Source organism: Streptomyces sp. NPDC048504 (assembly GCF_043200035.1).
In the GTDB taxonomy this organism is placed as follows: Bacteria; Actinomycetota; Actinomycetes; order Streptomycetales; family Streptomycetaceae; genus Streptomyces.
Window position 1 is genome coordinate 41,360 of the sequence record NZ_JBICXA010000032.1, and the last position, 10,767, is coordinate 52,126.

A 10,767-nucleotide genomic window follows, 5' to 3' on the forward strand; every position below is an offset into this window, starting at 1 on the left:
GTGACAGTCGCCGAGGAAACCGCGCTGCCCTCCGCGCAGCAGCCCCCCGTGCTGGACTCCCGCCGCCGCAACGTCGTCTTCGTGACGATCATGCTGGGCATGCTGCTGGCGGCCCTCGACCAGACGATCGTCGGTACGGCCCTGCCGACGATCGTGTCGGACCTGGGCGGTGCCGCGCACATGTCCTGGGTAGTCACCGCCTATCTGCTCGCGGAGACCGTCGCGACCGTGCTGGTCGGCAAGTTCGGCGACCTGTTCGGCCGCAAGGTGGTCTTCCAGGTCTCGGCGATCGTGTTCATCACGGGCTCGTTCCTGTGCGGTCTCTCCACCAACATGACGCTGCTGATCGCCTGGCGGGCCGTGCAGGGCATCGGCGCGGGCGGTCTGATGGTGACGGCGATGGCGCTGATCGCCGACGTCATCCCGCTGCGGGAACGCGGCAAGTACCAGGGCGCGATCGGCGCGGTGTTCGGCGTCGCCACGGTCATCGGACCGCTCCTGGGCGGCCTGTTCACCGACCACCTCACCTGGCGCTGGGCGTTCTACGTCAACGTCCCCATCGCGATCGTCGTCGTCATCGCGGCGGCCCGCACCATCCCCGTGGTCAAGTCGGCGGTGCGGCCCGTCATCGACTACCTGGGCATCGCGCTCGTCGCGGTCGGCGCGAGCTCCCTGATCCTGGCGACGAGTTGGGGCGGCAACGAGTACGCGTGGGGTTCGGCGACCATCATCGGCCTGTTCGTGGGCGGTGTGATCGCGCTCGGCCTGTTCTGCTGGGTGGAGACCCGGGCGGTACAACCCATGCTGCCCATGCGGCTGTTCACCAACCCGGTGTTCACGGTCTGCTCGATCCTCAGCTTCATCGTCGGTTTCGCGATGCTCGGCGCGCTGACGTATCTGCCGACCTATCTGCAGTACGTCGACGGCGACTCGGCCACCGTCTCCGGGGTGCGGACGCTGCCCATGGTGATCGGGCTGCTGATCGCGTCCGTCTTCAGCGGCAACGTGGTCAGCAAGACCGGCCAGTACCGCGTCTTCCCGATCATCGGCTCCGCGGTGATGGGCGTCGGGCTGTATCTGATGTCCCTCATGGGCCCGGGCACCGGCGCGTTCCTGGAATCGGTGTACATGTTCGTGCTCGGCACCGGTATCGGCCTGTGCATGCAGGTGCTGACGATCGCCGTGCAGAACACCGTCGAGTACACCGATCTCGGCACCGCGACCTCCGGCGTCACCTTCTTCCGTACGCTGGGCAGTTCGTTCGGCACCGCCGTCTTCGGCACGATCTACGCCAACAGCCTGGGGCCCAACCTCAAGGACGGGATCACCTCGGCCGCGAAGGCCAGTGCGCTGAATCCGGCCGTGATCACCGAGGCGGCGACCAGCCCCGAGGGTCTGCACAAGCTGCCGCACGCCGCCGCGGCGCCGATCATCAACGCGTACGCCGACACCATCCAGACGGTGTTCCGGTGGACGGTCCCGGTCGCGGTGATCGGCTTCGTCGTGGCCCTCTTCCTCAAGCAGGTCGAGCTGCGCGACAGTGCGCGCAAGGGCTCCACCGACATGGGCGAGGGCTTCGCGCAACCGCGCGGCGGGGACTCGCAGCGGCTCCTCGAAACGGCCGTGGGCAAGGTCATCGGCAGTACCGACCTGGACACCGCCCGGCGGATCATCACGAACTCCGACACCCGGCTGGACATCGCCGGTGCCTGGGCCGTGATGCAGGTCGAACTCTTCAGCAGGATGGTCGGCCACGCGAGCCTCGGCCTGATCGCCGCCCGCCGGCACATGCCTCCGGAGGTACTCCTCCCGGTCTTCGACCGCATGGTCGAGGAGGGCTATCTGACCCGCGACGGGTACCTCCTCTCCCACACGGCGGCCGGCGAACGCGAGGCCGAGGTCATCGGCAAGGCGTGGGGCAGCTGGCTGGAGGACCGGGTCCAGCAGGACATCGGCCGCCCCTCGGGCACGGACCTGCGCGCCGCGGTCGACTCCATCGCCAAGCGCCTCCTGGTGGAGGACCTCTCCTCCGGACTGCCGCAGCGCGCGGCGGAGTTGGAGGGGAGCACCGCCTCCTGAAAACCGGATGCCGGGTAAATGGGCCGGTGGTCATACTCACGGCATGTCCCCGACGCCCGTGCGCTTCCACGACCCGCGCGCGACCCGCGCCGACTTCACGTCGTCGATTCTGGTCCGGTGCCCGCGCTGCGAGCGGATCGCCCACCTCGAACGGCGTCCGTGCACCCCACCGAGCGCCGACCGCGGGACACATCCGCACGCACGCCTGGTCTGCCGGTCCTGCGGCCTGTGCCGGAACGGCAGCCGTCCGTTCCGTTTCTCGCGGCATCCCGGCGCCGCTTCCTACCCCACCCTGTGGCTGCGGACCGACACCAGGCACGGGGAGCTGTGGGCGTACAACCTCCAACACCTTGACCTGATCAGGCGGTTCGTCGCCGCCGACCTGCGCGAACGCGCGCCCTGGTACGACATCGGGCAGAAGATGACGCTGGTCGCCCGGCTCCCGGCCTGGATGAAGAGCGCCAAGAACCGTGACGAGGTGCTGCGCGCGGTGGACCGCCTCCGGGCCACGGTCATCGCCCCGGGCTGAGCCCCAGCCGCTCCAGCACCCCGGCGACATCAGGGACCGCGCCCACTCCGTCCGGCAACGGCGGTCGTCGTACGACCACGACGGGGACGCCCGCCTCCCGCGCGGCCGTGAGTTTCGCTGCGGTCGCCGCTCCCCCGCTGTCCTTCGTCACGATCACGTCGATCCGGTGCTCACGCAGGAGTGCCGCCTCGTCGGCGACCGTGAAGGGTCCGCGCGCCAGCAGCACCTCGACGTCCGGCGGCATCGGGGGCTCGGGCGGCTCCACCGACCGTACGACGAAGTGCAGTCGGGCGAGGTGGGCGAAGGCGGCGAGCCCGAGACGGCCGGTGGTGAGCAGTACCCGGCGCCCGAGTGCGGGCAGTGCCTCGGCGGCCTCGCTCAAGGAAGCGACCGTGTGCCAGTGGTCCCCGGCACCCGGCCGCCACCCGGGCCTGCGCAGCACGACGACGGGCAATCCGGTCGCCGCACCGGCCCGCGCCGCGTTCGCGGTGATCGTCTCGGCGAAGGGGTGGGTGGCGTCGACTACGGCGTCCACGCGGTGCTCCCGCAGCCATGCGGCCAGCCCCTCGGCTCCGCCGAACCCGCCGATCCGTACGTCCCCTGCCGACGCCCCCGGCCGTGACACCCGCCCGGCGAGGGACGTGGTCACCCTTGCCTCGGGAAGGGCCGTCAGCTCGGTGGCCAGCTCACGTGCCTCGGTGGTGCCGCCGAGGATCAGGATGTGCGGGGACATGCGGCGAGCGTACGAGGTCACGGGGCCGAGGGGTCAGCGGAGGAGCAGTTGCAGTCCGCCGATGATCGTCGCCGCGATCACGAGTTGCTCGAACAATCGCTGGTTGATTCGGTTCACAGCCCATTTGCCGATCAACGCACCGGGCACGACGAACGCCGCGAGCGCCGCGTCAAGCACGAGCGAGTGCCCGTCGATCAGACCGAGCCCGACACTGAAGGGCACCTTGGTCACGTTGACGATCAGGAAGAAGAACGCCGACGTGCCGAGAAAACCCAGTTTCCGGAAGCCGGCGGAGAGCAGGTACATCGACATCACCGGGCCGCCGGCGTTGGCGACCATCGTGGTGAAACCGCCGAGCACACCGTACGAGCGTGCCTTCGCCCGGCCGGACCTCGTGGTGACGGAGTCCGGCTCGTCGGCAGCCGCCTCCGCGGCCTCCGCCTTGCGCCGGCGCCACAGGGTGACCCCCGCCATGAACAGCAGAATCGCCCCGATCGACGTCCGTACGACCGCGTCGTCGGCCCACACCAGGAACAGCGTCCCGATCACGACTCCCGCCGCGACCGCCGGGAACAGCCGCCACAGGGTGGGCCAGTGGGCGTGCCGCCGGTAGGTGAGGACGGCGAGGACGTCGCCGACGATCAGGATCGGGAGCAGGACGCCGGTGGAGGCACGGGCGGGCAGGACGGCCGCGAAGATCGCCAGGCTGACCGTGTTGGCCCCGCTCACGGCGGTCTTCGAGAAGCCGACGAGCAGGGCCGCGGCGGCGAGGGCGGCGAATTCCCAGCCGGATATGTGCCAGAGAGTCATCGTGTTCATGCGAGGACCGATGGTATGTCCTTACATCTGGCAGCGTAAGGAGTGTCTCGGCAGATGGCCCCTGCCCGCCGTGCCCCGGTGCGGCAGAGTGCTGACGACCCGCAGGGCCACCTGGGAGGATCACCGGGGACCAGGACCTTCCCGACACCGCCGGAGGACACATGGCCGACACCCGCGAGCACACCCTCACGGGCACCCGGGGCACGATCACCGCACGCGAGTGGCCGCACGAACACCCGCGCTACGTCGCCCTCGTCGCGCACGGATACGGCGAACACATCGGCCGCTACGCCGAGTTGGCCGCCGTATTGCTGACGAACGGCGCGGCGGTCTTCGGCCCCGACCATCAGGGCCACGGCACGTCGGCCGGCGAGCGCGTGCTGATCGAGGACTTCGAGGACGTGGTCAAGGACCTGCACGCCGTCGCCGACCTGGCCCGCGCCACGCACCCGGGCGTCCCCCTCGTCCTGATCGGCCACTCCATGGGCGGCCTGATCGCATCCCGCTTCGCGCAGCGCTACCGCGACGAGTTGGCCGCGCTCGTCCTGTCCGGACCGGTGATCGGCACCTGGGAACTGCCGGGCCGACTGCTCGCCCTCCCCGAGATCCCCGACATCCCGATCAGCCCGGCCTCGCTCTCCCGCGACCCCGGCGTCGGTACGGCGTACGCGGCGGATCCGCTGGTCTGGCACGGTCCGATGAAGCGGCCGACACTGGAGGCCTTCGCCCAAACCCTCAAGACCGTGGGCGAGTTGGGGGACATCGGCGGACTCCCCCTGCTCTGGCTGCACGGCGGTGACGACCGGCTCGTCCCGCTCGCCGGCAGCCGGGTCGGCGTGGAGCGGTTGAGCGGCGGCGAGTTGACCGAGTACGTGTATCCGGGCGCCCGGCACGAGGTGTTCCACGAGACGAACCGCGCCGAGGTCTTCGCGGACCTGATCCGTTTCCTGGACGGGGTGTTGAACGCGGCCACCCGGTCGGCCCCCGCCACCGCGGCCGCCATCGGCGTTCCGGTGACAGTCCCCCACCGGTGACGACTGAGCCTGCGCAGAGATGACGGAGCGGGACGCCTCGGTGACGACCGCGGCCGTGAAGTACGCGCGGGACCGTTTCGCGGCAGAGCTGCGGCCGGCGGAAGAAGCACGCGCGGCGATCGAGAAAGCGGTCGCTGTCGGTCTCTCCACAGTGCCGAAGGTGTCTGCGGACCCTGCGGACCGGTCCCTCACGGTCCGCCGGCAGTCGGCTTCAGTGGCTTCGACGCTCCTCGGAATTCCAGGGGTCACCTTGACGGACACCCGGACCGTCCAGGCGCAGGGCGCTCTGCCCAGTCTCTGTCGGCTGTTCGGCGTGTGGACGCGGGTGGCAGCGTCCCTGACCAACCAGCCGCCGTACTGCTGACCACCGAGGGCAACACCTGAGCGGGCATCGGCTCCAGCCCTACGGTGGCCGCACGGGCAGGAACGGTGTTCATCGGTTGGGGCCGGTCGTGGTCACGGGCGACTCGCCTCCATCTCCGACGAGCAGGAACGGTTCGAGGACGAGTTCAGCACCTGGGCACAGACCACCCTCGGCATCACCGTCAAGGTCGCCTCCCGGCCCAAGCGCTGGGTGGTTGAACAGCCGAATTCGTGGACGCTGCGGGCACGCCACGACGTGCGGGACCGCTGAACTACGACGTCCAGGCCGACGGCGGTGCGTACCGGGTCCCGGGTACGGCCGGGTTCCCGAGCTGTCAGGCGGACGGCTCCACGACCACGGCCGCCTCCGCATGCGTGACGAAGTCGTCGACCAGCCGGTGGAAGAGGCCCGCGAGCTGCCGTAGGTCCTCGGCGGACCAGTGGATCAGTGCCATCTCGATGCCGCGGCGGCTCGCGTCCCGGATGCGGTTGACCGCGGCCAGGCCACTGTCGGTGAGCTGGACGCGCTGGGCGCGGCCGTCGTCGGGGTCCGGGATGCGGACCACATGGCCGAGCTGCTCCAACTGCCGTAGCTGGCGCGTGACATGGGATGCCTCCACGGACATCCGGACCGCCAGCACACCCGGGCGCAGCGGCTCGCTCTCGGAGATGTACCGGAGGATCGCCACCGCGGCCCGGTCCAGCGGCAGCCCGGCCAGCGCCATCAGCCGCTCATGCTGCCGGGCCCGTCCGGCCAGGTAGGCGACACGGGTGAGGACCCGCTCGATCTCGGCTACGTCCTCCGGAACGGGCGCTGTTACGGGTGGCAGTGTGGACATGCGCCCACCGTAACAGCTACTTGCCTGAGTTAAGCAATGTTGGAACGATTGCTTGACTCAAGTAACGCATTTATGGTTGCCTAACTCAAGCAAGTCCAGAGCTGGGGCCACCTAAGCGGAGGTGTCCCCACCGCCCCGTACGCCGTGGGGACGGAGTACGGCGCAGTCACCGGCCCGGCGACCGGAGTACTCCCCCCGTCCGCCGCCGGGCCGGTGACACCCCTCACGCACATGGAAAGCGAGTCCCCCCTCATGGCCACGATGAAGTCCGTACAGACCGGCGCCGTCGACAAGATCGACGTGGTGGACGTCGAGCGTCCGGTGCCCGGGCCGAAGGACGCCCTGATGAAGATCCGCGCCTGCGGGATCTGCGGCACCGACACCTTCTTCCTGCATCTCGGCGGCGGCCCGTTCGGATCGGGCGGCGCCATGGTCCCGGTCCCCCTCGGCCACGAGCCGGCCGGCGAGATCGTCGAGGTCGGCGCGGAGGTCGAGGGCCTGAAGGCCGGGGACCGGGTGGTCGTCAACCCGCAGGGCGCGCCCACCGGGATCATCGGCTGCGGCGGCAAGCACGGCGCCATGAGCGACTACCTCCTCCTGGAGGACTGCGTGATCGGCAAGAGCGTCACCGTCTTCCCCGACACCGTGCCGTTCGATGTCGCCGCGCTCAACGAGCCGATGGCCGTGGCCCGGCACGCCGTCAACCGTTCCGGGGCCGAGCCGGGCGACAAGGTCGTCATCTTCGGTGCCGGGCCCATCGGTCTGGGCGCGGCCATCTGGCTCAAGCTGCGCGGGGTCGAGCACGTCGTCGTAGCGGACGTCATCGCCTCACGCCTGGAGACCGCCCTCGCCGTCGGCGCGGACGCCGTGATCAACTCCGCCGAGGAGGACGTCACCGCCCGGCTGACCGAGCTGCACGGCCAGGCCGCCAACGCGCTCGGCCAGCCCCGCCCCGGCACCGACATCTACATCGACGCCGCCGGTGTCGCCGCGGTCGTCAACACCACGGTCGACTCCGCGAAGTGGGGCGCGAAGCTGGTGATGGTCGCCGTACAGAAGAAGGGCGCCGACATCGACCTCGGCGGGATGCTGCGCAGCGAGCTGACGCTGATCGCCTCGCAGGGCTACCCCACCGAGATCTTCGAGGTCACGCGGGAGATCGTCGAGCACCACGAGCGGTTCGCCAAGCTGATCAGCCACCGTGTGCCCTTCGCTGAGGTCGGACAGGCCTTCGAGCTGGCGCTGACGCCGGGCGCGGCGGAGAAGATCGTCGTCACCTTCGACGAGTAGGCGCGGGCCCGCAAGTTCCCGCAGTCGGCCACGGGTCGACGGCGGGAACCGCGGCCGGCCTTCCCGGACAGGAATCCCCACCTCATGATCCCCACGCCATGATCCACCGCCTGCATCGGCTACTGCGCTGCCATCCCCGCACCGTCGACCTGGTCATCGCCGCCGCGCTCTTCGCCTGCTCCTTCCCGGGCAGTGTGATGACGCTCCCGGGCCGCGACCTCGAAGTCCCTTGGTGGCCAGGCGTGTTGGTCGCGGGTCTCGCGTCCCTCGCGCTGCTGTGGCGGCGCACCCTGCCCCGCACCACGGTGGTGGTCACCCTCTGCTGCGCCATGGCCGTGGCCGCGCTCGGCTACATCCTCACGGTCCTGGTGATCGGACCGCTGATGGTCGCGCTCTACACCCTGGCCCGCGGATCCGACCGGACCACCGCGAACCTCTTCACCGCCTCCGGCATCACCCTGCTCCTGGGCACGTCCCTGATCGTGGGACCCGACACCGAACCGCTGGTCCTGAAGCTGGTCGGGCCGGCCTTCTGGCTGCTCCTTCCGACCTCCCTCGGCACCACGACCCGACTCCGCGCGGCCTACCTGGAGGCGGTGCAGGCGCGCGCCGACCACGCGGAACGGACCCGGGAGAAGGAGGCACGGCACCGCGTCACCGAGGAACGCATGCGGATCGCCCGCGACCTCCACGACGTCGTCGCCCATCACCTCGTCCTGGCCAACCTCCAGGCAGGCACGGTCGTACGGCTGATGCGCAGCCGGCCCGAGGAGGCCGAGCGGATCGCCGGTGAACTCGCGGGCACCACCCTGTCGGCCGTACGCGAACTCAAGGCCACCGTCGGCCTGTTGCGTCACGCCGACGACTCCGAGACCCCGTCGGGGCCCGCGCCCGGACTGGCCCAACTCGCCGAGCTGGCCGCCTCGTTCGAGCCCGCCGGACTGTCCGTCACCGTCAACACCCAAGGCAGACCACGGCCGTTGTCCGCCGGTGCGGATCTCACGGCGTACCGCATCGTGCAGGAAGCGCTCACCAACGTGACCAAGCACGCTGGCACCGGCTCGGCGGAGGTGCGGCTCAGCTACGCGCACGACCGGCTGGGCATCACCGTCACCGACCACGGCGGTACGACGGCTCCCGCCTCCCCCATGACGCCTTCCTCCCCCGCTCCGGCCGACGGCTACGGCGTGATCGGCATGCGCGAGCGCGCCCTGTCCGCCGGTGGCCGGCTCCGGGCCGGGCACCGGCCCCAGGGCGGCTTCGAGGTCGTCACCGAACTGCCGCTGCCCCACACCCAGGATTCACTTGCGTAAGTCAATCAATCTCATTATGGTTGAGTGAGTCAAGCAAGTCGGCTCGTCCCGGTCGTCACGCTCGTTCCAGATGGAGGCACTGCCATGTCCGACGCCCTTGCCCGACCCGCCGAAGCGGGTCCCTCCGCTCCGCCGAGGTCGAACGCCGTCGTCGCGGTGCTGGCCCTCGCCGGAATTGTCGTCTCGCTGATGCAGACCCTGGTCATCCCGATCATCCCGGAGCTGCCGAAGTACCTGAACGCCTCCGCGTCGAACACGGCGTGGGCGGTCACCGCCACGCTGCTGGCAGCCGCCGTGGCCACCCCGGTCGTGGGCCGCCTCGGTGACATGTTCGGCAAGCGCCGCATGCTGCTGACCAGCATCATCCTGCTGGTGACGGGCTCGGTCGTCTGCGCCCTGGCCGACTCGCTGGTCCCGATGGTCATCGGCCGCGCGCTCCAGGGTCTGGCCGCCGCGGTCGTCCCGCTCGGCATCAGCATCATGCGTGATGTGCTGCCCAGCGACCGGCTGGCCGGCTCCACCGCGCTGATGAGCGCCTCGCTCGGCGTCGGCGGCGCCCTGGGTCTGCCCTCGGCCGCCTTCATCGCCGACCACTACAACTGGCACCTCCTCTTCTGGGTCTCCGCCGTCCTCGGCGCCGCGTCCTTCCTGCTGGTCCTGCTGGTCGTGCCCGAGTCCAGGGTCCGCACCGGCGGCCGCTTCGACCTGGTCGGCGCCCTCGGGCTCTCCGCCGGACTGGTCTCCCTGCTCCTCGCGATCTCCAAGGGCTCCGACTGGGGCTGGACCAGCGCGACCACGCTGATCCTCGGCATCGCCCCCGGGTCGATCCTGCTCTCCTGGGGCTGGTACGAGCTGCGCAGTCCGCAGCCGCTGGTCGACCTGCGGACGACCGCCAAGCCGCAGGTGCTGTTCACCAACCTGGCCTCGATCGCCCTCGGCTTCTCGATGTTCGCGATGTCCCTGGTCCTCCCCCAGCTGCTGCAACTGCCCACGCAGACCGGCTACGGCCTGGGCAAGTCGATGCTGGCGGTCGGCCTGGTGCTCGCCCCGCAGGGCCTGGTCATGATGGCGATGTCCGCCGTGTCCGCCCGCGTCACCAAGGCCAAGGGCCCGAAGGTCACCCTGATGATCGGCGCGCTGATCGTGGCCTCCGGCTACGCCCTCAACATCCTGCTGATGTCCGAGGTCTGGCACCTCGTCCTGGTGTCCTGCATCATCGGTGCCGGCGTCGGCTTCACCTACGGCGCCCTGCCCGCCCTGATCATGGGCGCGGTCGACCCGTCCCAGACCGGCGCGGCGAACAGCCTCAACACCCTGATGCGGTCCCTGGGCACCTCCTTCGCCAGCGCCATCGCCGGCGTGATCCTGGCCCAGATGACCACCGACTTCGGCGGCAACGCCCTTCCGTCGGAGAACGGCTTCAAGGTGGTCATGGCGATCGGTGCCGGAGCCGCGCTGCTGGCCTTCTTCCTCGCGAGCCTGATCCCCAAGGCCCGTAAGGCAGTTGAGGCATCGGCCGACGGGGAGCCGACCCCGGCTCCCGAGGTCGCCGAGGCCAAGGCGTAAGGCATTCTGGCCATCGGGTACACGGCGGTGGGGGGCCCCCCCCCCCCCCGGGGGGGGCCCCCCCCCCCCGGGCCCCCCCCCCCCCCCCCCCCCCCCCCCCCCCCCCCGACGGTGCCTACAGCCGGCCGAGCACCTGGGCCAGCAGTGACCCCATCTGCGTGGCGGAATCCCGGCCCGCCTGGAGTACTTCCTCGTGGTTGAG

The 10,767-nt window shown here is 70.4% G+C and carries 10 protein-coding genes and 1 pseudogene; 7 read left to right on the plus strand and 4 right to left on the minus strand.

Features of this window, described 5'->3' with window-relative positions; all coding sequences use genetic code 11:
• Together ACGFY9_RS47805 and ACGFY9_RS47810 are read left to right on the plus strand one after the other, a co-directional pair.
• The gene (locus ACGFY9_RS47805; protein WP_393765279.1) at nucleotides 1-2,079 is read left to right on the plus strand and encodes an MDR family MFS transporter; all 2,079 of its coding nucleotides are present in this window, start codon (nucleotides 1-3) and stop codon (nucleotides 2,077-2,079) included.
• 43 nt (nucleotides 2,080-2,122) lie between these two features.
• Nucleotides 2,123-2,608: a hypothetical protein gene (locus ACGFY9_RS47810; RefSeq protein ID WP_393765281.1), complete on the plus strand. Its 486-nt coding sequence runs from the start codon at nucleotides 2,123-2,125 to the stop codon at nucleotides 2,606-2,608.
• On the opposite strand, the gene ACGFY9_RS47815 is transcribed toward ACGFY9_RS47810, so the two are convergent.
• Together ACGFY9_RS47815 and ACGFY9_RS47820 are read right to left on the minus strand one after the other, a co-directional pair.
• Nucleotides 2,592-3,341 (minus strand): cobalt-precorrin-6A reductase, encoded by a 750-nt coding sequence (locus ACGFY9_RS47815; protein WP_393765283.1) that lies wholly within the window; start codon nucleotides 3,339-3,341, stop codon nucleotides 2,592-2,594. The genes ACGFY9_RS47810 and ACGFY9_RS47815 overlap by 17 nt on opposite strands.
• 33 nt (nucleotides 3,342-3,374) lie before the next feature.
• Nucleotides 3,375-4,160 carry a sulfite exporter TauE/SafE family protein gene (locus ACGFY9_RS47820; RefSeq protein ID WP_393765285.1) on the minus strand — a complete coding sequence of 262 codons (786 nt, stop codon included), beginning with the start codon at nucleotides 4,158-4,160 and terminating at the stop codon, nucleotides 3,375-3,377.
• A 161-nt stretch (nucleotides 4,161-4,321) separates the two neighbouring features.
• On the opposite strand from ACGFY9_RS47820, the gene ACGFY9_RS47825 reads away from it, so the two are divergent.
• Both ACGFY9_RS47825 and ACGFY9_RS47830 read left to right on the plus strand, forming a co-directional pair.
• On the plus strand, nucleotides 4,322-5,194 hold the full coding sequence (locus ACGFY9_RS47825; RefSeq protein ID WP_393765287.1) for an alpha/beta hydrolase: 873 nt from the start codon (nucleotides 4,322-4,324) through the stop codon (nucleotides 5,192-5,194).
• Between the two features lie 19 nt (nucleotides 5,195-5,213).
• Nucleotides 5,214-5,558 (plus strand): M55 family metallopeptidase, encoded by a 345-nt coding sequence (locus ACGFY9_RS47830; RefSeq protein ID WP_393765289.1) that lies wholly within the window; start codon nucleotides 5,214-5,216, stop codon nucleotides 5,556-5,558.
• A 334-nt stretch (nucleotides 5,559-5,892) separates the two neighbouring features.
• On the opposite strand, the gene ACGFY9_RS47835 is transcribed toward ACGFY9_RS47830, so the two are convergent.
• Nucleotides 5,893-6,396, minus strand: a complete 504-nt coding sequence (locus tag ACGFY9_RS47835) for a MarR family winged helix-turn-helix transcriptional regulator (RefSeq protein WP_393765291.1) — start codon at nucleotides 6,394-6,396, stop codon at nucleotides 5,893-5,895.
• A gap of 252 nt (nucleotides 6,397-6,648) precedes the next feature.
• On the opposite strand from ACGFY9_RS47835, the gene ACGFY9_RS47840 reads away from it, so the two are divergent.
• The 3 genes from ACGFY9_RS47840 to ACGFY9_RS47850 all read left to right on the plus strand — a co-directional run bounded on the left by ACGFY9_RS47840 (nucleotide 6,649) and on the right by ACGFY9_RS47850 (nucleotide 10,565).
• Nucleotides 6,649-7,686, plus strand: a complete 1,038-nt coding sequence (locus tag ACGFY9_RS47840) for a zinc-binding dehydrogenase (protein WP_393765297.1) — start codon at nucleotides 6,649-6,651, stop codon at nucleotides 7,684-7,686.
• 98 nt (nucleotides 7,687-7,784) lie between these two features.
• Nucleotides 7,785-8,999, plus strand: coding sequence for a sensor histidine kinase (locus tag ACGFY9_RS47845; RefSeq protein WP_393765293.1), 1,215 nt, complete (start codon nucleotides 7,785-7,787; stop codon nucleotides 8,997-8,999).
• A gap of 84 nt (nucleotides 9,000-9,083) precedes the next feature.
• A complete protein-coding gene (locus ACGFY9_RS47850; RefSeq protein WP_393765295.1) occupies nucleotides 9,084-10,565 on the plus strand; it encodes an MFS transporter in 1,482 nt (493 codons plus the stop codon).
• A gap of 115 nt (nucleotides 10,566-10,680) precedes the next feature.
• Here the strand turns inward: ACGFY9_RS47850 and ACGFY9_RS47855 are convergent.
• Nucleotides 10,681-10,767: pseudogene (locus ACGFY9_RS47855) on the minus strand (purine-nucleoside phosphorylase); the annotation flags it as partial.

What these genes read in the sequence shown, in the direction of transcription:
- ACGFY9_RS47810 (WP_393765281.1), top strand. Translation starts at nt 2,123, where the DNA reads ATGTCCCCGACGCCCGTGCGCTTCCACGACCCGCGCGCGACCCGCGCC.
- ACGFY9_RS47815 (WP_393765283.1), bottom strand. Translation starts at nt 3,341, where the DNA reads ATGTCCCCGCACATCCTGATCCTCGGCGGCACCACCGAGGCACGTGAG.
- ACGFY9_RS47820 (WP_393765285.1), bottom strand. Translation starts at nt 4,160, where the DNA reads ATGAACACGATGACTCTCTGGCACATATCCGGCTGGGAATTCGCCGCC.
- ACGFY9_RS47825 (WP_393765287.1), top strand. Translation starts at nt 4,322, where the DNA reads ATGGCCGACACCCGCGAGCACACCCTCACGGGCACCCGGGGCACGATC.
- ACGFY9_RS47830 (WP_393765289.1), top strand. Translation starts at nt 5,214, where the DNA reads ATGACGGAGCGGGACGCCTCGGTGACGACCGCGGCCGTGAAGTACGCG.
- ACGFY9_RS47835 (WP_393765291.1), bottom strand. Translation starts at nt 6,396, where the DNA reads ATGTCCACACTGCCACCCGTAACAGCGCCCGTTCCGGAGGACGTAGCC.
- ACGFY9_RS47840 (WP_393765297.1), top strand. Translation starts at nt 6,649, where the DNA reads ATGGCCACGATGAAGTCCGTACAGACCGGCGCCGTCGACAAGATCGAC.
- ACGFY9_RS47845 (WP_393765293.1), top strand. Translation starts at nt 7,785, where the DNA reads ATGATCCACCGCCTGCATCGGCTACTGCGCTGCCATCCCCGCACCGTC.
- ACGFY9_RS47850 (WP_393765295.1), top strand. Translation starts at nt 9,084, where the DNA reads ATGTCCGACGCCCTTGCCCGACCCGCCGAAGCGGGTCCCTCCGCTCCG.